Consider the following 23,296-nt stretch of genomic DNA (forward strand, 5'->3'; position numbering starts at 1 on the left):
TGCCTCAGGCGGCGCGGTTCACTCCGTCCGCTCGCCGTCCCAGACGAACCGGGTGGTGGTGACGGCGTCGTCTCCGTCGCCCGTCTGCAGGACGTGGACGGCGATGCCGTCGAGCTCCCGGTACTCGCACCACTCGTGGTCGGAGGTGAGCACCAGGTCCAGGCCGAGGTCCACCAGCAGCTGGAAGACCTGGCCGCGGTTGGCCCGGTCGACGCCGACGAAGACCTCGTCGAGCAGGATGAACCGCGGGCAGCCCGGGTCGGCCTCGTAGTGGGCCGCCACCGCCGCGAACAGCGGCAGGTGCAGGGCGATGGCCTTCTCCCCGCCCGACAGCGCGCCGTGCAGCTTGCGGGTGAGCTCGTGCCGGCCCCTGCCGTCGCCCCGGTCGAGCCGGACGACGAACTGGTGCCAGGCGGTGTAGTCCAGCACCCTGAGCAGCTGCTCCTCCCAGGACGCGGCGGTGTCGTCGGCCCTCGCCTCGTCGAGCAGGCCGCGGAAGAAGCGGTACAGCGCGGCCCGGTCGGCCTCGTCCACCTCCTTGGGGTCGCGCAGCAGCAGCCCGCGCGCCTCCCTGGTCTCGGCGGGCTTGCGGGGGTCGACCTGCCAGACCAGCTCGACCGCCACCCGGGAGGCGGTGCGCACCCTGCGCAGCCGTTCGTTCATCCCCGCCACCAGCTCGGTGGCCTGGCGGATCCGTTCGGCCAGATGCCGTCGGGTGTCCCCCGCCAGGGTCCGGTCGAACAGCTCGTGCTCGGAGTCGGTGATGTCGGAGCTGCGCTCGTCGCGTTCGGCGCGCAGCGCCTGCTCGAAGGCGGCGATGCCGAGCCGGATGCCGCCGACGACGGCGGTGAGGATCCGCACGTCCTCGTCGGGGGTCAGCTCCAGGTCGGCGCGGGTCTGCAGCACGTCCCTCGCGTGGTGGTAGGCCTCCTGCAGGGCGGTCTCGGCCTCGCGGACCTGCTTGGGCCCGTGCGGCGTCTTCGGCAGCCGTTCGGCGACGGCCCGCGCCGCCGCCGTCACCGCCCCGAGCTCGCCGCCGGGCGCGGCCACGTCGAGGCGGGCGTCGGTGAGCAGGTGGCCGCGGGTCAGGCGGTGGAAGCGGGCGGCGGCCCGGTCGCGGGCCCCGGCCGTCTCGGCGCGGCGGACCTCCAGCGCGGCGGTCTCGTTGGCCAGCACCCCGATGGCGACCTTGAGCCCGGTCCTCCGTTCCGCCAGGTCCTTCAACCGGGCGCGGCCCGCGCGGCGCTCCTCCAGCGCCGTCTGGATGTTCTGGAGGATCTCGCGGTGGGAGGAGTTCAGAGCGGAGTCGACGGCCGCGTGGCGTTCCTTCAGCGCCTCCGCCGCGGCCTCGGCCTCCTCGGCCTCGGCTTCGGCCCGCGCGGCCAGGTCCAGGTAGGCCCCGGCGGTCTCCTCGACGACCTCCCCGCGTTCCGCGGCGGCGCGGGCGCGCTCCCTGGCGTCGAGCCAGGCGTTCAGCGCCTCGTCGGCCTTGTTGCGGGCCGCGTCCAGCAGGTCGAGTTCGAACCGGGAGGTGGGCAGGCCGAGCTTGGCCCCCGTGTAACCGAGCCTGCGGGACGCCGCCGCCACCTCCTTCTCCCGGGTCTTGACGTTCTCCTGCCGGACGCCGGCGGCGTCCTCCCGGTCGGCCACGAGGTGCTCAGCCCGGTCGAGCTCGCGGAACGCGTCCTCGAACGGCCTCGCGGCGGGCCTGGCGTCGAGCTCGGCGGCGAGGGCCTCGCGCTCGCCCGCCAGGGAGAAGGGGACGGTCCCGTGCTCCGCGGGCCTCGTCCTCAGATCCGCGATGAGCGCGTCGAGCCTGGAGGCCGCCAGGCGGTCGAGCGTCCTGTCGCGGGCGGTGCCGATCATCGCTTCCACGGCGGCCGTGTCCTCGGCCGCGGCGGCGAGGGCGGAGCCGTCGAGCTCCAGCAGGACGCACTTCTCCGCCCAGGCCGTGTAGGCGGCGGCCAGGTCGCTTCCCAGCTCGTCGCGCGCCGTCCTGGCCCGGGCGGCCGTCTCCTTGGCGGAGGCGAGGCGTTCCAGCGCCTCGTCGCGGTCGTGCTCGGCCTCGGTGCGCAGCCGCACGGCATGCGCGTGCGCCTCGGCCTGAGCGATCACTTCCCGGATCTGGGCGGCCCGCGTGCTGATCGCGGCGCGCAGGAGCGTACGGGCCCGCGCGAGCCCGGGCGTCCCCCGGAGCTCCTCGTAGACGGTCTCCAGACCGGAGTGCTGGGCGATGCGTGAGGCGTCGTCCTCCGCGCGGGCGAGGAGTCCTTCGGCCTCGGACAGCTCCTGGCGGGCCCGTTCCGCGGCCTCCTCCCTCCTCGCCGCGTCGCGGGCCGCGTCATCGGCCCTTCTCCGCCGCTCTCCGGCCAGCCGGGCGGCCTCGCCGGCTTCGACCTGGAGCCGGGACAGGTCGCTGCCCGCCCGGTAGGCATCGCTTTCCTTGAGCCCGTCGACCCTGGCCTCGAGCCGTTTGACGAGGTCGTCGGTCTCGGCGTGCGCGCCGGCGACCTCCTCCTGCTCCTCCTCGGCGGCCCGCAGCGCCTCGCGCTTGGCCTTCAGCTCGCCCTCGGCGCCCTCCGTGGCCTCGACCGCGTCCAGCACGGTGTGCGCGGCGGCGCACAGCACCCTCCGGGCGTAGGTCTTCTGCGCGGCGGCGAGCCTCGCCGCCTCCTCGACGTGCTCGTCCAGGGCGCGCAGTTCGGTGCGCTGGCGGTCGAGCCGCTCGAAGCCCTCGGCGATCTCGTGGATCTCCCCCTCGCCGAGCGGCGGCAGCGCGCTGGACAGCAGGTCCGACAGGAGTCCCGGGTCGAGCCGCTCGGACAGCTTCGGGGTCCGGAGCTGGCGCAGCGCGGCCAGGAGGGAGTCGTAGCGCGCCTCGCTGAGCCCCCGGTAGAGGGTCCGGCGGACCAGCGTCCGGTACTCGTCGGCCGAGTCGTGGACGGTGCCGTGCCCGCCGAGCGCGGTCTCCAGCTGGGCGCGGGTGAGCGGCTGGCCGGTCTCGGTGGTCAGCGAAAGCCCGTCCCCGACGCGCAGGTCGGTGGTGAAGTAGGACGGCGTGACGGTCGTGGTGTGGGTGGTGGCCTGGAGCCGGGCCCCACAGGTGAACAGGCTCCCGTCCGTGTGCCGGAACTCCACCCACGCGTAGCCCGCACGGGTCGTCCCGGTCGCGCCGTCGCCCATGAGGTTCCAGTGCATGGTGCGTTCGGTGCCCCCGAACGTCGACAGGCGGCTCGCCTTGAGGCTCCCGTCCAGGACGAAGGGGAGCAGCAGTTCCAGCACCTTGGACTTGCCGCTGCCGTTGGGGCCGCGCAGCAGCAGCCGCCCCTTGTGGAACTCGAAGATCTCGTCGTAGTAGCGCCAGAGGTTGAGGATTCCGGCGCGCGTCGGCGTCCAGCGGGGTTGAGTCAAGGGGTTTCCAAAGCGACGCGGTAGCGGGCGGCGGCGGGCAGGGGGAGGGTCATGCCCTCGGTGCGGTGGACCAGGCCGAAGAGGGCCAGGACGTCGAGGGCGTCGTCGAGCAGGCGGGCGGGGCCTCCCTCGGACTGGTAGGCCTTGGCCCAGCCGGGGAAGCGCTCCAGGATGGCGTCGAGCTCCTGCTTGAGCCTGATCGTCGACAGGGGGCCCTGCGCGGCCAGGAGGTCCAGGAGCAGGAGGGCGGCGACCTGGGCGGGGCTGCCGTCGTCGGGGAACCTCGTCTCGGTGGCCAGGCCCTCGGCGTCGACCAGCAGAAGGCCCTCGGCGCGCTCCTCCAGGACGAACCCGGCCCGTTCGGCCGCCTCCCGCACGGTCCTGCGGCCGGTGTGCGAGGCCAGGAAGGCCGTCTGGTCGCCGGTGAGCTCCTTGCGGTAGACGACGGGGTCGTCCAGCAGCCGGCGGAGGAGGGAGTGGCGGGCCCGGAGGGCGCGCTGGTTCGCCGTGGGCTCGGCGTTCGCCGTGTTCACCGAGGGGTCGAAGGGCTCCGCGCCCGGCGGGGAGCCGTAGCGGCTCTCCACGGCCAGCTCCGCCGGGTCGGGCCAGCCGTCGTCGTCCCCGGTCCGGGACGGGGGGACGGGCGTGGCCAGCAGGCGCATGATCCGGGTGGTGTCCACCCGGTAGAGGACCTTGGCGTCGACGTCCTTGAGGTAGGCGTCCGTCATGCCGTCGGTGGCGGCGATCACGCCGTAGTGCTCCAGCAGCTTCAGGGCGTCCACGAAAGCGGACCGCTCGTCGGCGCGCACGGGGTCGAACTCCGGGACACCCGTCTCGGCCGCGGCGGCCTGGACGACGCTCCGCGCGAGCATCCCGATGGTCGTGACGGGGGTGGCGAGCAGCTCCGCGCAGGCCAGGCAGAACAGCGTGTAGCGGCGGCGGTCGAACGGGGCCCGGCCGCCGCGGCGCCGTCTGGCGGGACGTGACGGGCCGGCGTCGCCCCGGACCTTGATGAGGCGCGCGTAGCCGTGGCGGGGCTCCACGACGAGCCGCCAGCCGCAGTAGTAGTCGAACCACGCGGTGAGCGGCTGCCGGCGTTTGCGGACCAGGTCGAATCCGGCCGGGTCGAGGTGGACGGAGATCAGCGGGTCGCGCAGCAGCAGCCTGATCCCGCGGGCGATCTCCTCGCGCTCGGTGCGGGCGAGCTGGTTGCCGGGCCGGCTCACGCGTCGGCCGCCGCTCTTCCGGAGACCCGCACGTCGATGAGGTAGTCCGGGCCCCGGAGCCGTCCCCGCGACGTTCGCAGCTCGGCCGTCGCGCCGTCCGCCGGAGGGCGGAGGACGACCTCGGCCCTCCCGTCGGAGGTGACGGCGCGGCGCGCCCCCTCGGCGTCCGCCCGCTCCGCGAGGGCGCGCCCCAGGAGCTCCAGGAGGCGGCCGAAGGCGCCGTGGTCGAGGGTTCCGAAGGACGACAGGCGGACGGGCCCGCGGGTGGCGAGCTCCGTCCACGCCGCTTCGAGTTCGGCGCGTTCCCGTTCGGCGCGGACCCGACGCTCCGCCCGTACCGCAGTGACGTCGCGGACGCGTCCGGGCCGTCCCATGCGTTCGGTCTTGCCCTTTTCGCGCAGCAGGGCCGACACCCGGACGGGCGCCGCCTGCTCCCAGGGGATCCCGGTGGGGATGAGCTCGGCGTCCTCGTGGCCGAGGTGGGCGTGCTGGGACGAGCCGAGCCCGAACGCCACCGCCCACAGCCGGTGGGCCTCCGATTCCGAAGGCGCGGCGGCGAAGCGGCGGGCCAGCGTCCGGAAGTCCCCCGCCACGCTCGAGGACCGCCGCCGCGAGTCGGTGATGCGGTCGAGCACCTGGAGCAGCGACACGATCGCGCGGCGGGCCACGTCGTGCAGCCGCGTCACCTGCGGCATGCCGCCGTCTTCGGGGTCGAACCAGTCGCGCAGTCCTTCCCAGTGGACGGCGCGCGCGCTGAGCCAGGCGGCCGACGGGTCGGTGCCGTGCGCGGGGGGAAGCCCGGCTCCGGAGAGAGCGCGTCCGTGCAGGGTGTCGACGCCGTGCGCGTTCACGGCCGCCAATGCTCGTGTGATCGTGTTCGCGCGTGACTCCAGGTCGGTGACGAATTCCTGGAGGTAGCCGACGGTCTCGCGTTTCACTTCGTGGAAGGTCGCCAGATCGGTTCCTTCGACGCGCATCAGCCGTTGCAGTTCGCTGTTGAAGCCCGTGGCGCCGGCCCGCAACGCCTCCAGGTGCCCTTCGAGTTCCTGCAACGCGGAGAAGATACGCCGGTCCTTGCTCCTGTCGGCGTCGTCCAGCAGTGTTCCGAGCTCGTTCAGACGGTCGGCGATCGCGTCCAGGACCGCCGTCTGCAACGCGCCGGTGGAGTTCAGCACCGACAGCGCGTGCTGCGCTCCCGCGAACGCAGCCTCTCCTCGCCGGGTCAGCGAGTACTGGAGGTTCTTGCGCTCGTACTCCTCCGCGGTCGCGAAGTCGCCGGAGTGGTTGAAGACCACGTCCAGCAGCCCCCACTGCACAAGGCTGTCGAGCACGCCGCTCAGCTCGCCGACCTCCAACGCGAGATACCACCCGGCCGCCCGCAGCCGTTCCAGCACCTGCTCGACGGTCAACGCGGCCACCAGCCGCTCGCCGGCCTCGCCGAAGGCCCACAGCACCGCGGTGTGCAGCTCGGCTTTCTCCGTGGTGGCGAACCGGAACATCTCGCCCGGCACTCGAGGCACCCCTGCCACCGCGCACCCCCTCTCGACCGCCAAGCCCGAATGCTACGCCAAGCAAAAGCACCGAATCAGGACTCGACGCGCTTACATGTAAATATTCCGATTCACTCTTCTCATCGGTTCTGAACTGGGGATACCGCCCCCTGTGCGAGCCCGGGCCACCCCGCTCGCGGCGGACGCCCCCCGCCGACCCGACACCTCGTCCCGCCTCCCACTTCACCGTGTCTTCGCAGTTCACGCAGTTCTCGCGGTTCCGGGACGGTGCCATGATCAAAGGGTGGACATCCTGTTCCCCTTCGGTCCCGTGCTCATCACGGTCACCGTGCTCCTCCTCCTGCTCGCCGCGGGGGTCTCGGGGGCGGCGCGGCTGGGGCACGGACGCGCGATCCTCACGGCCGGCGCGCGGGCGGCGGTACAGCTCGCGGCCGTCTCGGCCGTCATCGCGCTGGCGGTGGAGCGGCTGTGGGCCACCGGGCTGTTCATTGCCGTCATGTACGCCGTCGCCGCCTGGACCGCCGAGTTCCGGCTGGGGCGGCCGAAATGGGCGGTGCTCCCCCTGCTGGGCGGCACCCTCCCGGTGCTCGCACTGCTGCTCGCCAGCGGACTGCTCCCCCTTCGCGGGCTCGCGCTGATCCCGGTGGCGGGCATCCTCATCGGCGGCACCATGACCGCGACGGTCCTGTCGGGCCGCCNCTGCCTGGACGAGCTGCGCACCAGGCGCGGCGAGGTGGAGGCGGCGCTGTCCATCGGCTTCACCGACCGGCAGGCCGTCCTGGAGATCTGCCGCCCCGCCGCCTTCGAGGCCCTGCTCCCGGCCCTCGACCAGACGCGGACCGTCGGGCTCGTCACCCTGCCCGGCGCCTTCATCGGCATGCTGCTGGGCGGGGCGCCGCCCGAGCAGGCCGCCGCGGTGCAGCTCGTCGTCCTCCTCGGGCTGCTCGCCGCCCAGTCCCTGGCGATCACCGCCACCGTGGAACTGATCGCCCGTGCGCCCCTCGTCGAGCCGGGCGCCGCCTGATCGGCGTCCCCGGTCAGAGGCCGTGGCGGCGATCGCCCAGGACCCCTTCGCAGACCTCCTCCTCCAGCTGGGCGGAGAAGAGCTCTTCGCGGGCGGCGACGGCGTGGTCGGTCTCCTCGGCGATGAGGTCGGCGTTGACGGCGGCGCCCGCGCGGACGCCGCCCGCCGCCGCGGCGATGACCTGGGCGGTCAGATCGGTGACGTTCCCCGCCACCCAGACGCCCCGGACGGACGTCGCGCCCGCGGCGTCGGACGGGATGTGCCTTCCGAACGCGTGGCCGGACATCTCCTGCTCCACGGACTCCAGGCCGAGGGAGTCCAGGAGGCCGGAGCGGGCGTCGAGATAGGGGGCGACGACCACGGCCTGGCAGGGGACGAAGCGGCCGCCTTCCAGACGGACGCCGGCGAGCCGGTCCTCCCGGATCTCCAGCCCCGTCACCTCGCCGGTCGCCAGCCTGATCACCCGGGCGGCGAGCCGTTCGTACTCCTCGTCCCCGAACTCGGGGGCGGTGTGCGAGAACAGGGTCACCTTCTCCGTCCACTGCCGCCACAGCAGGGCCTGGTGAACGGCCATCGGCCCGGTGGCGAGGACGCCGACGGCCTGGTCGCGCACCTCCCAGCCGTGGCAGTACGGGCAGTGCAGGACCTCACGGCCCCAGCGCTCCCGCACGCCCGGCACCGGAGGCAGCCCGTCGGCGAGGCCGGTGGTCACCAGCAGCCTGCGGGCCAGGACCGCGGAGCCGTCCGCGAGGACGACGCGGAACCCCCCGTCCTCCAGGCGTTCGGCCGCCACGGCCTCGCCCGTCATGATCTCGCCGCCGTAGTCCGCCACCTCCGCGCGGCCGGTCTCCAGCAGCTCCGAAGGCGACGTCCCCTCCCGGGTCAGGTAGGTGTGGACGTGTTCCGCCGGGGCGTTGCGCGGCCGTCCGGCGTCGACCACGAGGACGGAGCGACGGGCCCTGCCCAGGGTCAGCGCCCCGCTCAGGCCCGCGGCGCCCCCGCCGACGACCACGACGTCGTACCGCCGCTCTCCGCTGCCGGAGGCGTTCTGGATCTCTTCGCTCATCTGGCTTCCTTCCCTCAAGGGGATGGTGCGCCCAGTCCCTTTCATTTGACAAACTTTCTTGCCATACCGGCAAATAGAGGCATGGCAGAAGACGATCTCTCGGGAGTCCTCGACGCGGTGGGCCCCCGGTTGCGCGATACCCGCAAACGGCGCGGCCTCACCCTGGCCCAGGTCGCGGAGAGCACGGGGATCTCCCTCAGCACCCTCTCCCGGCTGGAGTCCGGCAGGCGCAGGCCGACCCTGGAGCTCCTGCTCCCCCTGGCCCGGACCTACGACGTCCCCCTGGACGACCTCGTCGGCGCCCCTCCCACCGGGGACCCTCGCATCCGGCCCCGGCCCTTCACCCGCTACGGCATGACCTACATCCCGCTGACCCGCCACCTGGGCGGTCTGCAGGCCTACAAGCAGATCATGCCCGGTCGGCCCGACGGCCCCGTCGCCCCACCCGAACAGCGCGTCCACGAGGGCTACGAGTGGCTCTACGTCCTCTCCGGCCGGCTGCGCCTCCACCTCGGCGAGCACGACCTCGTCCTCGGCCCCGGCGAGGCCGCCGAGTTCGACACCCGCACCCCGCACAGCTGGGCCGGCGCCGACAGCGAACCCGTCGAGTTCCTCAGCATCTTCGGCACCCAGGGCGAACGCATGCACGTCCGGGCACGCCCCTCCCGCGAGTGACACCGGAGGAGCCTGAGGAGCATCCGCCCGAATTCCGCCGAACGGGGCTCGATATCGTTCGAAGGCCCGTGCCCGAGCCGAACGGCCGCCCCGACTCCCGATGAGGAAGCCCAGATGAGCACCACGAAGGTCCGCTACGAGGCGGAGAACGGCACCGCCCGGATCACCCTCGCCTCGCCCGAGGACGGCAACGCCATCAGCCCGCGGCTGGCGGCCGACCTTCTGGCGGCGGTACGCCGGGCCAAGGCCGACGACGTCCGGCTCGTCGTGCTGGCCGCCGAGGGGAAGGCGTTCTCCGTCGGCGGGGACATCCGCGGCTTCGGCTCCGCCGAGAACGTCGAGGACTTCCTGGACGACCTCGCCGAGACCCTGCACCACGCCGTCAGCGAGCTGTACCGGATGGACGCCGTCGTCGTCTCCGTCGTCACGGGTGTGGCCGCCGGAGCCGGGGTCGCGCTCGCCGCCGCGGCCGACGTCGTGCTGGCCGCGCGGTCGGCCAGGTTCACCCTCGCCTACACCGGCATCGGCTTCTCCCCCGACGGCGGCACCTCCCTGCTGACCGCCTCGCTCGGCCTGCACCGGGTCCTGCACATGGCGCTGCTCAACCCCCGGCTCTCGGCCGAGCAGGCGCAGGCCGCCGGGCTCGTCGCCGAGGTCCACCCCGACGAGGAGCTGCCCGCCGCCGTCGAGAGGGTGGTCTCCACGCTGCTGGCGGGTTCGCGCACCGCGCAGGTGGCGACCAAGCGGCTGCTGCGCGAGCAGGCGACGCCGCTCGCCGAGGGCGCCCTGCGCAAGGAGACCCTGTCGATCCGCAGCTGCGCGGCCGCCCCCGACGGCCGGGAGGGCGTCGCCGCCTTCCTCGGGAAGCGCGCCCCGCAGTTCCCCAGCGGGCAGTCCTGACGCACCGGACGACCTGAGAACCGGCTCCGGGCCGGTCGCCGCGAACCGCGACGACCGGCCCTTTTCCTTTCCCATGCAACCTCGACGGCGACCGGCGACATTAGGAGGGCATCACCCCCAACGGAAAGGGCCGGTGTGAGTTCCGACGACGAATACACCGCCTACGTCTCGTCACGCCTGGCCTGGCTGACGCGGGTCGCCTTCCTGCTGTGCCAGGACCGCGCCCGCGCCGACGACCTGGTCCAGACCGCGATCACCCGCCTGTACGTGCGCTGGCCGCGGGTCTCCCAGGTGGAGAACCTCGACGGGTACACCCGGACGGTCCTCGTCCACGTGTTCCTCGGCGAGCAGCGCACCTCCTGGTGGCGGCGGGTCGCGGTCACCCGGGAGGTCCCCGAGACGGCGCGACCCTGCGCCGACCTCGACCAGGCCGAGGACCTGCGCGCCGCCCTCGCCTCCCTGCCGCCGCGCCAGCGCGCCGCCGTGGTGCTGCGCTTCTACTGCGACCTGTCCGTGGACGACACCGCCGCCGCGCTCGGCTGCACGGCGGGCACCGTCAAGAGCCAGACCTCGCGCGCCCTCGCCTCCCTGCGCCGCCTCCTGGAACCCCGCCTCGAAGGGAACCCGACATGACCGACCCGAACCTGAACGAAGAGCTGGAAGGCGGCCTGCGGACGGCGCTGCGGCTCCTCGCCGACGACGAGGGCGCGGCCCCCGGCGCCGACATCGCCCGCGCCCGGGTCCAGGGACGGCGCGCCGTCCGCAACCGCCGCCTCACGAGAATCGTCGCCCCGCTCGCCGCGGCGGCGGTGACGGCCGCCGCGGTGGGACTGGCCATGCCCCAGAAGGCGGAGACGGTGGCCCCGGCGCAGGGGGGCCAGGACGACGCGCAGTCGAACCGGTGGACCGTGCCGGTGTCTTTCGGGTGGCTTCCCCCCGGCTTCGTCGGGGCCCTGGAGAACTACGGGAACGGCTCGTACAGCATGATCGCCCGTTCTTCTGATGCGAAAGAAGCATCCATCGACATGATGGTCCTCCGCGAACCCGCGCAGGACCTCCCCTGGGAGTGGGGCCCTAAGGTGGACGTCGAAATCTGGGATGCAGATCCCGTTCACGGCAGAACCGCGCAATGGGGGAAGCTGAAAGACACCACCGTAGGCTCGGAAAAGAAGGAAAGCGAGCCGTTCACCCTCTTCCTCATGCGCTTCCAGTACGCCGAGAATCTGTGGGCGCAAATCGGAATGCGCCAACTCGGGGGAAAGACCTCCGAGGAGGTCACCGGGTTGCTGCGCAGGGTCGTCGACGGCCTGGACCTCACCGAACGGCAGTTGACCCTGCCGTTCCAGATCACCGGCCTTCCCCCTGAGCTCTGGACGCTGAGCATGGAGATCACCGACACGCGCGAGCTGACCCGCAGGAAGGTCATCGTCTCCTTCCGGCACGGCCTCCGCGTCGCGATCACCCCGGCGGGTCTCAGCGGCGCGCCCAAGCCGAATACGACCCTCGACGGACATCCCGCCTACCACTTCGCGGGCACCGAGACCCGGCTCCAGGCCGTGCTCGACAGCCGGGGGGAAACGGCCTCACCGGATTGGGAATCGATCACCGAGCAGCAACGGAAGACCGCCGAGCGGCAACGGAAGATGGTCGGTTCGGAAGTGCTCTGCGTCTACGGGGTCAAGCGTTCCGACGTGTGCCTGTACACCGAGGCGCAGGTGCCCGTCGACCCCACCGTGTCCATCGACGTGGTGACGCCCGGCCCCGACTGGGCGTCGGAGATCCTGAAGCCGTCCGGCGGCCTGGTCGGCCTGTTCCAGCGGATGACGCTGATCGACGGGCCGGTCTCCGAATGGAGCGCCACTCCCCTGCGCGACTGAACCGGCCGGAGTCCCTCGTCACGCGGAGGAGACCGGGCGGTCCGTCTCCAGCGGACCGCCGCGTGCCGTGCGGCGGGGCGCGGGCTTCCGGTCGTGGCCGATCGTGGACAGGCGAGGCCCTCGCGATACGACGGTCTCTCTTGTTCGGTGAGGAAAACCGCTCCTATCCTGCTCCTACCGGGAGAACAGGGGTGTGGCCGGTGGTGGTGCGCTTCGGGGTTCTCGGGCCTGTCAGCGCCGAGGTGGACGGCCGGCCGGCGCGGCTGGGCGGGCCTCGGCAGCGGGCGGTGCTCGCCGTCCTGCTGATCGCACGCGGCAGGGTCGTGTCCGCCGAGCAGATCGTGTCGGCGGTGTGGGAGGGGCTGGCCCCTCCGTCGCCGACGACGTTGCAGGCCTACGTCTCCGAGCTGCGCAAGGCCCTCGAGCCGGGGCGCGAGGTGCGGGCGCCCGGACGGCTGCTGGTGCGCGAGGGGCCCGGCTACGCGTTGCGGGCCGCGCCCGCCGATGTGGACGCCGAGTGCTTCACGGATCTGGCCGCGCGGGGGCGCCGGGCCATGGAGGCCGGTGAGCACGAGAAGGCCGAGGACCTGCTGGGCCGGGCCCTGGAGCTGTGGCGGGGGCCCGCCTACGCGGAGTTCGCCGAGGCCGGGTTCGCCGTGCCGGAGGCGGCCCGGCTGGAGGACCTTCGGGCGGGCGTGCGGGAGGACAGGCTCGCCGCCATGATCGAGCTGGGCCGGCCCGCCGAGTCCGTCGGGCCGCTGGAAGTGCTGGTCGGCGAGCACCCGCTGCGGGAGCGCGGCTGGGAGCTGCTGGCGCTGGCGCAGTACCGGGCGGGGCGGCAGGCCGACGCGCTGGCGACGCTCCGGGCCGTGCGCCGCAGCCTCGCCGACGAGCTGGGCATCGAGCCCGGACCGGCGCTGCGCTCGCTGGAGTCGGCGATGTTCGCGCAGGACACCCGTCTGGACCCGGTGGAGGCGCCGCGCCCGCGTTCTTCTCCCCCATCGGCGCCTCCGGCCGCGGCTTCGGGGCATTCCGGGAACCTGCCGTTCTCGCTGTCGGCCTTCGTCGGCCGTGAACCGGACCTCGAACTCACCGGACGGCTCCTGGCCGAGCACCGGCTCGTCACCCTCACCGGGCCGGGCGGCGTCGGCAAGACCCGCCTGTCCCTGGAGACCGCGAGGCTGCGCCGGGACGCCGACGGCCCGTGGCTGGTGGAGCTCGCGGGCATGCAAGAACCGGGACTGCTGCCCTCCGTCGTCGCCGCGGCGCTCGGCATCCCCGGCACGGCGACCGCCGAGCAGCTCGCGGCAGTGCTCGCCGACCGGGAGACGCTGCTGCTGCTCGACAACTGCGAGCATCTGGTCGCCCCGGTGGCCGAGACGGTGGCGGTGCTGCTGTCCCGCTGCGGCGGCCTTCGGGTGCTGGCCACCTCCCGGGAGCCGCTGGGCCTGTCCGGTGAGGCCGTTCACGAGGTCCAGCCCCTGGACCCGGCTGGCGACGCGGCCGAACTGTTCCTGCGGCGCGCCTCGGCGGCGCTGCCCGGCTGGGCCCCGGACGACGCGGAGCGGGCAGGGGTCGTCGCGCTGTGCGCGAAGCTGGACGGGATCCCCCTTGCCCTCGAGCTGGCCGCGGCCCAGTGCCGGATGCTGTCGGTCGCCCAGATCTCCGACGCGTTGCACGACGGGTTCGACGTGCTCGTCGGCGGCCCGTCCGGTCCGGACCGCCACCGCACCCTGGAGAACACCGTCGCCTGGAGCCACCGGCTGCTGGAGCCCGCCGAGCGGCGGCTGTTCCACCGGCTCGGCGTGTTCGCCGGCCCGTTCGACCTGGAGGCGGCGGGGGCGGTCGCGGGCGTCTCCCCGGTGCTGCCTCCCCTGGCCGCGCTGGTCCGCAAGTCGCTGCTGGCCGTCGAGCCCGGCACCGCCCCGCGCCGCTACCGGATGCTGGAGACCCTCCGCCAATACGCGCTGCGGGGACTGGACCCCGAGGACCTGGCCCCGGCCGGGAGGCGGCACCGGGCGTGGGTTCTGGCCAGGGCGGAGGCCGCCGAACGGCGGCTGCGCGGCCCGGAGGCGGCCGACCTGCTGGCGATGCTCGGCGAGGAGCAGGCCGAGATCCGTACCGCGTTCACCTCGGCGGCGGCCGAAGGCGACGGCGAGTACATGCTGCGCCTCGCCGGTGCCCTCTACTGGTTCTGGTACCGCAAGGGGCATATCGCCGAGGGCCTGTCGTGGCTCGCGGACGCTTTCGCCCTCGCCCCCGACGCCGACCCCGGCGTCCGGGCGCGCGCCCGTGCGGGTTTCGGCGGCCTGCTCTATCTGGAAGGCCGGTTCCAGGAGGCCTACGAGACCTCGCTCGTGGCCGAGGAGGAGGCCCGTCAGGCGGGGGACCCGGTCACCGAGGCCCTGGCCGCCCTCTACAAGCCCTACATGGGAGTGCTGGCCGGAGCGCACCTCGACGTTCCGGCTCTGCTGAGCCACGCGGTCGAGGTGGCCGGGCGCAGCGGAGAGCAGTGGCTGACGACCGAAGCCCTGATGGTCCAGGGCATGATCGGCCGGGTTCTGGGCGACCCGTCCAGCGCGGACGTGCTGGCGCGGGCCGTCGCCGTCGGACGGGCCTGCGGTCACGACTGGGCGATGGGCTCGGCGGTCTGGTCGTCCATGAAGACCGCCCTGGACCACGGCGACGGCCGCCGCGCGCTGGCGCTCACCGGAGAACTGCTCGACATGCTGGAACGCCACGTGGACGTCACGTCGTGGCTGGTGCTGCTGCACACCTCCGCGCACGCGCTCGCCGTGGCCGGGCAGGGCGGGCGGGCCGCCCTGCTGATGGGCGCGGTCGACGCCGTCGGCAGGCGGGTCGGCTTCTCGCCCGAGGTGATGGACCCCTTCGACGGGCCGCGGGAGGCCGCCGCCGTACGGGAGTCGCTGCCTCCGGAGAAGTACGAGCGCCTGCTGGCGGAGGGACGCCGGCTGTCCCGTCAGGAGGCCAACGCCCTGCTCGCCGAGTCGAGCGTCAGGGCCGGAGGAACACCGGATCTCGTCGGCGGCCCGTGAGGAGTTCGGCGGCCAGTTCCGCGACGGCGGCCTCCGACGGGGCCACGACGTCGATGACGGGTGTGCGCTCCTGCGCCAGCTGGAAGGTCCAGCCGTCGCCGTTGGAGAAGGCGATCGTCAGTGCCGCTTCGCCCGACCAGCCCCAGGGCGGGGTCTCGGCGAAGCGGGGCAGCAGCAGCCGTCCCCGGTACCGGCCTTCGGACGGGATTCCGGCTTCGGCCAGTTCCGTTTCCATCCGCCGGTACAGGTCCTGTATCTGGCACGGGGAGCAGTGGGCGTACGCGCGGCGGTAGCGCGCCGTGATGGTGCGTAGTGCGGTGCCGGGCAGGTCCGCGCCCTGCCCGGCCCGGTCATCGGGGTGGACGCCGTGGCCGTCCCCGGCGGCGTACAGGCCACCGAGCAGCGCCGCCGCCTCCCGCAGCGCCGGCACCGTGTACACGGTGTCGGACGCCTTGAGAGCGGCCGTCACGACTTCCTCGTCCGGGGTCATGGCCGGCTCATTCGCTGGGGGCCGCCGTGCCGACGAGGACCTGGGGCTCACGGGCGACGGGTGCCGCGGCGGGGCGGCGGCGCATTACCCGGGCCAGGATCCGGGGCGCGAAGAGGCTCTGCGGCGGGGCGACCAGGTTCGTGACCCGAAGGAAGGCGTTGCCGACCACCGGATCGGCCTCGGCCGCGATGTGCAGGCGGGCGATGTAGGCGTTGAGCAGCCGCACCCGTGGCGTGCGGCGTCCTTCGATGTGCGGGAAGCGCAGGTCCGCGCCCACCGCCATGTCCCAGGGCACGTCGATGACCTTGGCGGCCAGCGGGAAGAACCTGCGGGCCACGCCTTCGACGCCCTCGCGCAGCGCCTCGCGCAGAGCGACCGCCTCGCACGCGGCGACCGTCATGCCCTGGCCGTAGGACGGGTTGAACTGGCACAGGGCGTCGCCGAGCACCACGTAGCCCTCGGGGAAGTCCCGCAGCCGCTCGTAACGCCGCCGGATGCTGGTCGGGATGCGCATCAGCCTGGGCGCCCCGATCGGCTCCAGTCTCCGCATCAGCCGGTGGAGGTCCGGGAGCGGCAGCCCTTCGGCGAACCGCTCGTACTCGTCCGGGTCGGTGGAGGGGACGTCGTCTCCCATGCCCAGCACGGTGATCAGCCAGCGGTTCCCCTCGGCCCTGATCGCGAATCCGCCTCGGGGCGAGGCGGTGCTGTGCGCGACGAGGATCGCGGTGGCCTCGGAGTCCCCGGGACGTCCCTCGTACTGCCGTGTCACGTAGACCAGCCCGGAGTCGACCCGCTCCTCTTCCGGCGCCTCATATCCCAGTTCCCGCAGCCAGGCGGTGCCGCGGTTGCCGCGGCCGGCCGCGTTCACGACGAGTTCGGCCGCCAGTTCCTCGTGCTCGCCGCCCACGGGCAGCAACCTCACCCCGCCGACTCCTCGGGTGCCCGGCAGCAGCCCCACGGCCTCGCGCCGCGAGCGGATCTCGACGTTCGGGAGCGCCGCCACCCGCGACCGCACGTAGTGCTCCAGCATTGGCCGGCTCACCGCCAGTCCCCGCAGTTCCGAGGGCGCCGGGTGCAGCCTCCGCGCGTCGTTGTGCCAGACGCAGTCGTTCTGCGAGTCGCACTCGACGGCTCCGAGAGCGACGAGTTCCGCCGTCAGCCCCGGGAACAGCTCGTTGAGGATCTCGCCCCCCTTGGCCAGCAGCCCGTGCGTGTGATGCCCCTGCGGCACTCCCTTCCGGGGCGCCGCCTCGTCGGTCAGCACATCCCGGTCGACCACCGTCACCCGGGCGAAGCTCTCGCTGAGCACACGCGCCGTCAGCAGTCCGCCGATGCTCCCGCCGATGACGACGGCGTGCCCCGTCCCGTCCTGTCCGTGCCCTTCCATGACGACCCCTTACGAGTAGACGTTGCCCGTTCCGGTCTGGTCCGGTCGGCCGATCCTCCGTAGTCGGCCGACCGGACCTCCCCTGGACGAGCTTCGGTCCGCCCGCTTGGCAACGGCTTGGAACCGGCTTGCCCTCCCGTCCGGACTCGGGGCGGCTACTCGCGGACGAGGGAGACGGGGATGTTGCCCCGGGTGGCGTTGGAGTAGGGGCAGACCTGGTGGGTGGCCTCGAGGAGGCGTTCGCCGTCCTCGGCGGAGAGGGTGTCGGGGAGTTCGGCGCGGAGCACGACGTCGAGGGCGAAACCGCCGGAGCCGTTGGCCTTGAGGCCGACCTCGGCGGTGACGGAGGCGTCGGAGACGTCGAGGTCCATGCCGCCGGCGACCAGTTTCATGGCGCTGGCGAAGCAGGCGGCGTAGCCGGCCGCGAAGAGCTGCTCGGGGTTGGTGCCGAGGCCGTCGCCGCCGAGCTCCTTCGGCATCGCCACGGTGACGTCCAGTCTCCCGTCGTTGCTGACGGCGCGGCCGTCGCGGCCGGAGGCGGTGGCGATCGCGGTGTAAAGGGGGTTCATGCTCATCTCCTAGACAGACCTGTCTGTATTGGGCTCGCCTCAAAGTAGACAGGTCTGTCTGGTAAAGTCAAGGCATGAAAGACGCCCGGCGGAGGATCCTCGACACCGCGACACGCCTCTTCTACGCGGAAGGCGTGCACACCGTGGGCATCGACAGGATCATCGCGGAGGCGGGAGTGGCGAAGGCCACCTTCTACCACCACTTCAAGGCCAAGGACGTCCTGGTCTGCGCCTATCTCACCGAGCAGTACGACCTGCAGCGCGTGGCGCTGCCCGCCATGCCCGGCGAGGGCCGCGCCAAGCTGGAGACGGTCTTCTCCAAGCTCGCCGAGATCGGCTCGGCGCCCGGCTTCCGCGGCTGCCCGTTCCTCAACGCCGCCGCCGAGTTCGCCGACCCCGCCCACCCCGTCCGCGCGATCGTCGCCGACTACCGCACCTGGTTCACCGGCTTCATGCACGGGCTCCTGGTCGAGACCGGCCACCCCTCCCCCGGGCCCACGGCCCACCAGCTCCTGCTGCTGCGGGACGGAGTGGCCGTCAGCGGCGCGCTCGACTCCCCGGAGCGGGTGCGCGCGAGCGCCCTGGCCTCCCTGCGCGGGCTCCTGGACACACGCGCCCAAGGCGCGTTGTAGAAGGTCCTGGCTACGCGCGTCACGGATGCACGCAGGCCGTCATACGTCGCCTACGGGTCGGGATTCGTGCAGTTCGGAAAGACGTGAGCGCGTTCCGGCACTGCCGGAACGCGCTCACGTCACGCCGCGTACTGGGCGATCACTCGGCGGGCCTGCGCGAAGAGCATCCCGACGTTGACGGACTTGCCGCACACCACGACGACGACCACGTCCTGCTGGCTCATCATCCGGAGGAAGAGGTGCGTCACGTGCTTGCTGTTGACGAGCACCTCCTGGAAGTAGTGCTGGTCGGACGCGACGCCGCGGCGCTCCTTGAAGACGTCCTCGATCATCAGGACGGTGCGGCCCTGGAAGAGGTCGAGGGTGGCGCCGGCCAGCAGGTCCAGCACCTCGGTCGGGTGGCTGTCGACCGTCTCGTAGGCCAGCAGCATCCCGGTGGCCATGTCGACGACTCCGGCCGCGACGCAGTCGGGCGTCTCGGTCCTGATCTCCTTGACCAGGCTCTGGATCTGGTCCGAGAAATTGCCCGTCGTCCGCTTCTGCGGCATTCCCATCATTCTCCTTCGGTGAGGATCGAGCCGATGCGTTCGAGCGCGGGGCGCGACTGCCCGTGCAGGCTTCCGATGTCGAGGCCCTCGTCGCCCAGGACCACCATCAGCGCCATGTCGCCGACGGCGTAGACGGCGGTGCAGCCCTTGCGGCCCTGGATCATGGTCTGGAGGAAGGCCCCGCGGTCGGTGACCTCCACCGTGCGGCGGGCGATGCTCAGACCGGCCGCGGCGACGGCGGCCAGGTGGTCGGCCGCGACGCTCTCCTCGGTGTCCGAGGCGACGAGCAGCCCGTCGATCGTCGCGACCAGGGAGCCGGTGACCCCGACCACCCGTTTGCGCAGGCCCAGCATCTCCGCGGTCAGCTCATTGTTCATAGCCATTCCTCCTGAAAGTGCACCTTTGGTTTGTCTTCGGAGGTTCGATGTCATTTAGCCAAATCACGGAAGCGGGCGAAGTCCGCCCAGTTCTTGGCGCGCTTCTCCGTCCGTGAGGGGATCACGCCGCCGCCCCCCGGCGTCCTCCGGGGAAGCGCCTGCGGAGGATCGAGAACCGCGCCCTCCACGACGGGCCGCCGGGGCAGGATCGGCCCCTCCCCCGCCCCTCCGAGCCTCGGCTCCCCGGGCACGGCCCGTTCCAGCAGGCCGTCCCCCAGCATCCGGGAGACCTCCACCGCCACGGCGTAGACCCCGTGGGCCGTGGCGTAGGCGATGTCACGGCACGTCCTCCGCCCGTCCGCCAGGAGCAGGATCTCCCGCCTGATCGGCGTTCCCCCCTCGGCCTCCCGGTCGACCCCGGCCGCCACGGCCACCAGGTCGTCGTGCGGCAGGACGGCGTGCGGCAGCGCGATCAGCGCGTCCGCCCGCCGCAGCGCCTCCCGCACCAGGCTTCCGGGATCCTCCCCCCACCCCGGCGCCTGCTCCTGCGCCTGCGGTTCGTCCCCGGCGCGCAGCATGCAGTCCTCCACGCTCCCCGCGATGATCGCGAAGGCGGCGTCATAGGCGGAGACCATCCGGACGACCTCGAGTTCGGCGATCCCGACCTTCCTGACCCCGTTCTCCTCCCCACCCCTTCCGCCCCCTTCCGGCGGCACGATCCGCCCGGTGCGCGTCAGCAGGGTCTCCGGCCCCGGAGCTCCCGGCGTCCGTACCGCGACCACGCGCCCCCTCCGGTAGTGGAAGACCCCTCCGGGCCTCCCCTGAACATGCAATGTCCCGGTCATCCGGGTCTCCCCGCATCTGGCGAGCGCGCCGTAAAGCAACCGGTGCCCGGCGCGGTCGGAGAACCGCTCGGCAGTGGACAGCTCTTCCTCGATTCACGACTCGATGGACTGGGCTGCATTTCTACCAGCCAAAGTAAGACAGTTCCCGAGAAATGCAGAAAATCATTACAAGAGGAAAATTCTCTACCCGAAAACAGATACATACCAGTAGGTATCTGACCTATGGCACGCTCCGAGTTCAGCCTCTGTCACAGGCCGGGGCGCTGGTCCGGGTGAAGGAGTGCCGCACCGCGTCGCGGACGTCCCGATCGGGGGCTCCAGGCGTGAGCGAAGGGGATCTTCTGCGGCAGGCGGGGCCGGTTTCGCACGCGCGGGTCGTGCGGGAGGTCGGGGAGGGGGTGGAGCGGACGCCTGCGGGCATCCGTGCCGGCACGGATGCCCGCAGGCGTCCGCCGACCGGGTCAGCCGCCCAGTTCGGAGAAGGCCGTGTCCAGGGTGCGGGCCATCCGCTGGAGGGCCGCGGGGGAACGGTCGCCCGCGGGAAGGATGCGCAGGACCTCCTCGCGTTCGGCCACCACCAGGCCGCCGGAGGACTCGGCGGAGGGGACGACCTCGATCCTGCCGCCGACCGCCACCAGGGCCGCGCCGGGCTCATGGGTGTCCAGCAGCCGCTCGACGTGTTCGGCGGTGACCTTTCCGGGGGACTCCGCCTCCTCGACGCCGGCCGGTGCTTCCATCGCCCGCCGTTCGACCGCCTCGTCCAGCCGGATCCTGCGTCCCATGCGGAGCCAGGCGACGATCCAGGCGGCCTCCAGAACGCCGTCCAACAGGTAGGTCCAGCGGATCCGGCCCCTGGGCACGTACATCAGGTCGATAGCCAGCAGGGTCGCGGCCGTGCCGAGGCCCGCCCTGCGGGCGTGGGCGGGGCCGCCGGGCTCTCCCGCGGCGAGCACCTGCCCGCAGCCCGCGGCGACCAGCAGGGCGCCGGTGGTCTGCTGCAGCCACTCCTCCTCCTTGGGGCCGAAGAACCCCTCGAAGCTCCGCCGGTGCGCCAGCGGCCACGCGCCGCCGACGATGTTGAAGATCCCGTGGGCGCGGGCCAGCCCCTCCGGGGTGCTCAACTTCCAGGTCGGCTTCCGCGAGCGAGATGGCATGGTCTTTTCCCTTTCCCCCGACGACACATGACGGTGGCGCCCCGTCCCGGGCACCACTCATAGCCCCATGCCCTGACAACAGCCCAGATAACGCCCAAAGTCACCTGCCGGGCTGAAAAGAGGATGCAAAGATCGTGCCCGCCCCGAGCCGGGATGCCGCGCCGAGGAGGTTCAGCCGGGCTGCAGCACGGCGAAGTCGCCCATCCGGATGCGCATGTCGAACTTCCGGTAGGACAGCCGCCATCCGTCCCCGGTCCGCGTCCAGTGGTCTTCGTATTCGCCGAGGCACTCGAAGAAGCTCCCCACGTGGTCGCCTGCCCCTTCGTGGTAGACCCGCGCGTAGGTGAGGGACCGCGCGCCGTCGCCGTCGACCTCGATCCGGTGGTTCCCCAGCAGGTGCTGTGTGGCCCCGCACCCGCCGATGTGCCCCCGGACCGTACCGATGATCGCGTCCCGGCCCTTCTGGCTGTAGGCGTACGCGTCCTCGGCGAGGATCCCTCGGAGCAGTTCCCAGTCCTTGCCGTCCAGCCCCGCCGCGAACCGGTTGAGCTGCTCGATGATCTGGTGTCGGTCGTCCATCGGGTTTTTCTAGCCGCCCCGTGCTCCCGGGCGCCGCGCCGTCCCGTTCAGTGGAAGACCCCCCGGCGCGCCCGCCGGGAACAGAACGAGCCGGGGCCCGCACCTCGGAAGGTGCGGACCCCGGCCGTGTCTTGCGTGTGCTGCGTCAGGCGGGAACGATGTTCTCGGCCTGCGGGCCCTTCTGGCCCTGGGTGACGTCGAAGGAGACCTTCTGGCCCTCCTGCAGCTCACGGTAGCCCTGGCTGGCGATGTTCGAGTAGTGGGCGAAGACGTCGGCGCCGCCGCCGTCCTGCTCGATGAAGCCGAAGCCCTTTTCGGAGTTGAACCACTTCACGGTGCCTGTAGCCATGTCGATCTCCCTTGATAAATGGGGGGCAAAACCGGAGTCCGCACTTTGCGGATTCCGCGTCGCCGTGATGAGCCCCATCCGGAGATGACCGGTTAGAACAAAAATGCGCCCGAGGGTTACATCCCGTCAGGCGCACACAAAGATTCATGGGTACCACAACTGCAACTGACATCACTGTAGCACCGATCCGCCGACAACCGGTAATCGGCCGACTGCGGGCCGCTGACCTGGGGCGGAGCCCGAGGTCCGGGGCGCGGACGTCGTACCCTGGAGGAGAACCCTCCGACGGGCAGTGGAGTCTGGGAGGAGAGATCCGGTGAAAGCCGCTGTTGGAGATCGAATCGACATCCTGCGGCATGACGAGCACGGGGTCTTCCGGGACGGCGTGGTCGTCGAGGTGCCGAATCCGGCGGGTGATCCGCCCTACTACGTGCGCTGGTCCGACAACGGGCACATCTCGCTGTTCTTTCCGGGGCCGGACGCCAGGGTGACGCACTACGCGGGGCATCCGGCGCCCGGGTGATCCCCGGGCGCCCCGGACCGGTCAGCCGGGTTCGCCGCGGTGCTTCCGCCCGGCCACCACGACCAGGTCCACGAGCGCGGTGAGGGCGATGAGGCCGAAGAGGACGGCGAAGCCCCAGGGGACGTCCGCCATCAGCACGACGGCCACGCCGACGAGCCCCGCCAGGAGGCCGAAGGCGGCCAGGGCCAGGCGGAGGGTCAGGGCGCTGCGGGCGGGCGGCAGGTGGCCGCCCGCCGTCCTCGGGTCCAGCTCGGTGCCGTGAAGGCGCTTCCAGGGCATCGGTTCTCCCGGTTCAGGCCGCGGGCTCGGGGACGACTTCGGACTCCTCCGTCCGGATCGCCGTGCTTTTCCAGGCAATCAGACACCCGGGAAAGCTCAGGCCAAGAAAACATACGAAACCACCCGAAAGAGCATCTGTAATCACACGGTTCGCGTTTCACCACCAGAACCCGGGGCAAGGCACGAACATGGCCGATCACGAATCCCCACCGCGTGCCGTCGTCCTGAACTGCACGCTGAAACGCTCCCCCGAACCCTCCAACACCCAGGCCCTGGCCGAGGTCGTCGCGAAGGAACTCGGCGACCGCGGCGTTTCCGTCGAATTCGTGCGGATCGCCGATCTGAACGTGCCTCCCGGCGTGAAGACCGACCTGGGTGAGGGCGACGACTGGCCGCGCGTCCACGACCTGCTGGTGAACTCCCAGATCCTCGTCGTCGCCTCGCCCACCTGGGTCGGCAAGCCCTCCTCCCTGGCCCAGCGCGTACTGGAGCGGATGGACGCGATGCTCTCGGAGACCGACGACCAGGGCCGGCCCGTCGCGTACAACCGGGTGGCGGGCGTCGTCGTCACCGGCAACGAGGACGGCGCGCACCACGTCATCAGTGAGATCAGCGGCGGTCTCGCCGACATCGGCTACACGATCCCGGGCCAGGCCTGGACCTACTGGCACCTGGGCCCGGGCCCCGGACCGAACTACCTGGACGATCCGAAGGGCCACGAGTGGTCGGCCAAGACCGGCCGCGCCATGGCCTCCAACCTCTTCGCCGTGGCCGAGGCGCTGGCCGCCCGCCCCGTTCCGGCGCCTCCGGAATGAGGA

Annotated in this window: 23 protein-coding genes; 9 read left to right on the plus strand and 14 right to left on the minus strand. The window is 72.2% G+C overall.

Going from position 1 to position 23,296, the window contains the following annotated elements; genetic code table 11:
• Window positions 1-18: 18 nt before the first annotated feature.
• From ABD327_RS11145 to ABD327_RS11155, 3 genes are read right to left on the minus strand one after another with little or no spacing between them, the layout of a single operon-like run.
• The gene (locus ABD327_RS11145; protein WP_344450223.1) at window positions 19-3,411 is read right to left on the minus strand and encodes an SbcC/MukB-like Walker B domain-containing protein; all 3,393 of its coding nucleotides are present in this window, start codon (window positions 3,409-3,411) and stop codon (window positions 19-21) included.
• Window positions 3,408-4,637, minus strand: a complete 1,230-nt coding sequence (locus ABD327_RS11150; protein ID WP_344450224.1) for a TIGR02678 family protein — start codon at window positions 4,635-4,637, stop codon at window positions 3,408-3,410. Before ABD327_RS11150 ends, ABD327_RS11145 begins: the two co-directional genes overlap by 4 nt.
• Window positions 4,634-6,190, minus strand: coding sequence for a TIGR02677 family protein (locus ABD327_RS11155; RefSeq protein WP_344450225.1), 1,557 nt, complete (start codon window positions 6,188-6,190; stop codon window positions 4,634-4,636). Before ABD327_RS11155 ends, ABD327_RS11150 begins: the two co-directional genes overlap by 4 nt.
• A gap of 286 nt (window positions 6,191-6,476) precedes the next feature.
• Here ABD327_RS11155 and ABD327_RS11160 point away from each other — a divergent pair, with 286 nt between their 5' ends.
• On the plus strand, window positions 6,477-7,172 hold the full coding sequence (locus tag ABD327_RS11160; protein ID WP_425547094.1) for an ABC transporter permease: 696 nt from the start codon (window positions 6,477-6,479) through the stop codon (window positions 7,170-7,172).
• Between the two features lie 13 nt (window positions 7,173-7,185).
• Here ABD327_RS11160 and ABD327_RS11165 read toward each other — a convergent pair whose 3' ends face one another.
• Complete coding sequence (locus ABD327_RS11165) at window positions 7,186-8,238, minus strand: NAD(P)/FAD-dependent oxidoreductase (protein ID WP_344450227.1); 1,053 nt, start codon at window positions 8,236-8,238, stop codon at window positions 7,186-7,188.
• Window positions 8,239-8,319: 81 nt separating this feature from the next.
• Here ABD327_RS11165 and ABD327_RS11170 point away from each other — a divergent pair, with 81 nt between their 5' ends.
• The 5 genes from ABD327_RS11170 (at window position 8,320) to ABD327_RS11190 (ending at window position 14,746) form a co-directional block, all read left to right on the plus strand.
• Window positions 8,320-8,913 (plus strand): helix-turn-helix domain-containing protein, encoded by a 594-nt coding sequence (locus ABD327_RS11170; protein WP_344450228.1) that lies wholly within the window; start codon window positions 8,320-8,322, stop codon window positions 8,911-8,913.
• 114 nt (window positions 8,914-9,027) lie between these two features.
• Entirely contained in the window at window positions 9,028-9,813 is a 786-nt protein-coding gene (locus ABD327_RS11175; RefSeq protein ID WP_344450229.1) for an enoyl-CoA hydratase/isomerase family protein, read from the plus strand.
• Window positions 9,814-9,948: 135 nt separating this feature from the next.
• Entirely contained in the window at window positions 9,949-10,446 is a 498-nt protein-coding gene (locus tag ABD327_RS11180; protein WP_344450230.1) for a SigE family RNA polymerase sigma factor, read from the plus strand.
• Window positions 10,443-11,690: a hypothetical protein gene (locus ABD327_RS11185; RefSeq protein WP_344450231.1), complete on the plus strand. Its 1,248-nt coding sequence runs from the start codon at window positions 10,443-10,445 to the stop codon at window positions 11,688-11,690. The genes ABD327_RS11180 and ABD327_RS11185 overlap by 4 nt, the downstream gene beginning before the upstream one ends.
• Window positions 11,691-11,890: 200 nt before the next feature.
• Window positions 11,891-14,746: an AfsR/SARP family transcriptional regulator gene (locus ABD327_RS11190; protein WP_344450232.1), complete on the plus strand. Its 2,856-nt coding sequence runs from the start codon at window positions 11,891-11,893 to the stop codon at window positions 14,744-14,746.
• Here ABD327_RS11190 and ABD327_RS11195 read toward each other — a convergent pair.
• From ABD327_RS11195 to ABD327_RS11205, 3 genes are all read right to left on the minus strand, one after another.
• The gene (locus ABD327_RS11195; protein ID WP_344450233.1) at window positions 14,706-15,236 is read right to left on the minus strand and encodes a hypothetical protein; all 531 of its coding nucleotides are present in this window, start codon (window positions 15,234-15,236) and stop codon (window positions 14,706-14,708) included. The genes ABD327_RS11190 and ABD327_RS11195 overlap by 41 nt on opposite strands.
• A 7-nt stretch (window positions 15,237-15,243) precedes the next feature.
• On the minus strand, window positions 15,244-16,623 hold the full coding sequence (locus ABD327_RS11200) for an NAD(P)/FAD-dependent oxidoreductase (protein ID WP_344450234.1): 1,380 nt from the start codon (window positions 16,621-16,623) through the stop codon (window positions 15,244-15,246).
• A 155-nt stretch (window positions 16,624-16,778) separates the two neighbouring features.
• Window positions 16,779-17,192 carry an organic hydroperoxide resistance protein gene (locus tag ABD327_RS11205; protein ID WP_425547087.1) on the minus strand — a complete coding sequence of 138 codons (414 nt, stop codon included), beginning with the start codon at window positions 17,190-17,192 and terminating at the stop codon, window positions 16,779-16,781.
• A gap of 74 nt (window positions 17,193-17,266) precedes the next feature.
• Between ABD327_RS11205 and ABD327_RS11210 the strand changes: the two genes are divergently transcribed.
• Entirely contained in the window at window positions 17,267-17,824 is a 558-nt protein-coding gene (locus ABD327_RS11210) for a TetR/AcrR family transcriptional regulator (RefSeq protein ID WP_344450236.1), read from the plus strand.
• A gap of 119 nt (window positions 17,825-17,943) precedes the next feature.
• On the opposite strand, the gene ABD327_RS11215 is transcribed toward ABD327_RS11210, so the two are convergent.
• From ABD327_RS11215 to ABD327_RS11240, 6 genes are all read right to left on the minus strand, one after another.
• Entirely contained in the window at window positions 17,944-18,378 is a 435-nt protein-coding gene (locus ABD327_RS11215; protein ID WP_344450237.1) for a hypothetical protein, read from the minus strand.
• Entirely contained in the window at window positions 18,378-18,749 is a 372-nt protein-coding gene (locus tag ABD327_RS11220; protein WP_344450238.1) for a roadblock/LC7 domain-containing protein, read from the minus strand. The genes ABD327_RS11215 and ABD327_RS11220 overlap by 1 nt, the downstream gene beginning before the upstream one ends.
• A gap of 50 nt (window positions 18,750-18,799) precedes the next feature.
• Complete coding sequence (locus tag ABD327_RS11225) at window positions 18,800-19,531, minus strand: hypothetical protein (protein WP_344450239.1); 732 nt, start codon at window positions 19,529-19,531, stop codon at window positions 18,800-18,802.
• 524 nt (window positions 19,532-20,055) lie between these two features.
• The gene (locus ABD327_RS11230; protein ID WP_344450240.1) at window positions 20,056-20,748 is read right to left on the minus strand and encodes a hypothetical protein; all 693 of its coding nucleotides are present in this window, start codon (window positions 20,746-20,748) and stop codon (window positions 20,056-20,058) included.
• A gap of 171 nt (window positions 20,749-20,919) precedes the next feature.
• On the minus strand, window positions 20,920-21,327 hold the full coding sequence (locus ABD327_RS11235) for a nuclear transport factor 2 family protein (protein ID WP_344450241.1): 408 nt from the start codon (window positions 21,325-21,327) through the stop codon (window positions 20,920-20,922).
• 145 nt (window positions 21,328-21,472) lie between these two features.
• Window positions 21,473-21,676, minus strand: coding sequence for a cold-shock protein (locus ABD327_RS11240; RefSeq protein WP_344450242.1), 204 nt, complete (start codon window positions 21,674-21,676; stop codon window positions 21,473-21,475).
• 316 nt (window positions 21,677-21,992) lie between these two features.
• On the opposite strand from ABD327_RS11240, the gene ABD327_RS11245 reads away from it, so the two are divergent.
• Window positions 21,993-22,199 (plus strand): DUF1918 domain-containing protein, encoded by a 207-nt coding sequence (locus ABD327_RS11245; protein ID WP_344450243.1) that lies wholly within the window; start codon window positions 21,993-21,995, stop codon window positions 22,197-22,199.
• 21 nt (window positions 22,200-22,220) lie between these two features.
• On the opposite strand, the gene ABD327_RS11250 is transcribed toward ABD327_RS11245, so the two are convergent.
• Window positions 22,221-22,478, minus strand: coding sequence for a DUF6343 family protein (locus tag ABD327_RS11250; protein WP_344450244.1), 258 nt, complete (start codon window positions 22,476-22,478; stop codon window positions 22,221-22,223).
• 188 nt (window positions 22,479-22,666) lie between these two features.
• Between ABD327_RS11250 and ABD327_RS11255 the strand changes: the two genes are divergently transcribed.
• Window positions 22,667-23,293 carry a flavodoxin family protein gene (locus ABD327_RS11255; protein ID WP_344450245.1) on the plus strand — a complete coding sequence of 209 codons (627 nt, stop codon included), beginning with the start codon at window positions 22,667-22,669 and terminating at the stop codon, window positions 23,291-23,293.
• The last annotated feature ends 3 nt before the right edge of the window (window positions 23,294-23,296 follow it).

The organism is Actinocorallia aurantiaca (assembly GCF_039533685.1).
Lineage (GTDB): Bacteria > Actinomycetota > Actinomycetes > Streptosporangiales > Streptosporangiaceae > Actinocorallia > Actinocorallia aurantiaca.

What these genes read in the sequence shown, in the direction of transcription:
- ABD327_RS11255 (WP_344450245.1), top strand. Translation starts at nt 22,667, where the DNA reads ATGGCCGATCACGAATCCCCACCGCGTGCCGTCGTCCTGAACTGCACG.
- ABD327_RS11170 (WP_344450228.1), top strand. Translation starts at nt 8,320, where the DNA reads ATGGCAGAAGACGATCTCTCGGGAGTCCTCGACGCGGTGGGCCCCCGG.
- ABD327_RS11205 (WP_425547087.1), bottom strand. Translation starts at nt 17,192, where the DNA reads ATGAACCCCCTTTACACCGCGATCGCCACCGCCTCCGGCCGCGACGGC.
- ABD327_RS11240 (WP_344450242.1), bottom strand. Translation starts at nt 21,676, where the DNA reads ATGGCTACAGGCACCGTGAAGTGGTTCAACTCCGAAAAGGGCTTCGGC.
- ABD327_RS11200 (WP_344450234.1), bottom strand. Translation starts at nt 16,623, where the DNA reads ATGGAAGGGCACGGACAGGACGGGACGGGGCACGCCGTCGTCATCGGC.
- ABD327_RS11215 (WP_344450237.1), bottom strand. Translation starts at nt 18,378, where the DNA reads ATGGGAATGCCGCAGAAGCGGACGACGGGCAATTTCTCGGACCAGATC.
- ABD327_RS11250 (WP_344450244.1), bottom strand. Translation starts at nt 22,478, where the DNA reads ATGCCCTGGAAGCGCCTTCACGGCACCGAGCTGGACCCGAGGACGGCG.
- ABD327_RS11220 (WP_344450238.1), bottom strand. Translation starts at nt 18,749, where the DNA reads ATGAACAATGAGCTGACCGCGGAGATGCTGGGCCTGCGCAAACGGGTG.
- ABD327_RS11185 (WP_344450231.1), top strand. Translation starts at nt 10,443, where the DNA reads ATGACCGACCCGAACCTGAACGAAGAGCTGGAAGGCGGCCTGCGGACG.
- ABD327_RS11210 (WP_344450236.1), top strand. Translation starts at nt 17,267, where the DNA reads ATGAAAGACGCCCGGCGGAGGATCCTCGACACCGCGACACGCCTCTTC.
- ABD327_RS11230 (WP_344450240.1), bottom strand. Translation starts at nt 20,748, where the DNA reads ATGCCATCTCGCTCGCGGAAGCCGACCTGGAAGTTGAGCACCCCGGAG.
- ABD327_RS11165 (WP_344450227.1), bottom strand. Translation starts at nt 8,238, where the DNA reads ATGAGCGAAGAGATCCAGAACGCCTCCGGCAGCGGAGAGCGGCGGTAC.
- ABD327_RS11195 (WP_344450233.1), bottom strand. Translation starts at nt 15,236, where the DNA reads ATGACCCCGGACGAGGAAGTCGTGACGGCCGCTCTCAAGGCGTCCGAC.
- ABD327_RS11235 (WP_344450241.1), bottom strand. Translation starts at nt 21,327, where the DNA reads ATGGACGACCGACACCAGATCATCGAGCAGCTCAACCGGTTCGCGGCG.
- ABD327_RS11175 (WP_344450229.1), top strand. Translation starts at nt 9,028, where the DNA reads ATGAGCACCACGAAGGTCCGCTACGAGGCGGAGAACGGCACCGCCCGG.